Source organism: Dawidia cretensis, assembly GCF_018598175.1.
GTDB classification, from domain to species: Bacteria; Bacteroidota; Bacteroidia; order Cytophagales; family Cyclobacteriaceae; genus Ohtaekwangia; species Ohtaekwangia cretensis.
In genome coordinates this window covers 1-336 of record NZ_JAHESE010000151.1, presented here as the reverse complement: position 1 = coordinate 336, position 336 = coordinate 1, and the positions used below count along the sequence as shown (strand labels likewise).

The following is a 336-nucleotide window of genomic DNA, read 5'->3' as shown; positions in this document are numbered from 1 at the left end:
GCCAATGATACCCTGCGGCTCGAACGGCTGCTCGATATTCTCTTTCACCCGGATCGGCGGGATTTGTAGCAGAATAGATTCAATAATAGTTTTCACCAATCCGGACAGACCCATCACCTGCGTGAGGGCAAAGATCCCGGCCGTGCCCAGGATGCGTGCCAGCGAGAATCGGCCAAAGATGTTGAAGAGGATGGCCAGTGCGTTGAGTACGATAAAGAGGATGATTACGATGCGTATAAAGCGACGCAGCTGAATATGCTCCGGCACCCGTGAACGGAACAGGAAACCAAAAGCGATGGCCGCGATGTTGAGGCCTATCATCCAGCAACGCTGCAG

The 336-nt window shown here is 53.6% G+C and carries 1 protein-coding gene; it reads right to left on the bottom strand.

What is annotated here, in order from left to right; all coding sequences use genetic code 11:
* A partial coding sequence (locus KK062_RS30150; protein ID WP_438836546.1) for a hypothetical protein occupies nt 1–336 on the bottom strand: 336 nt, incomplete at both ends.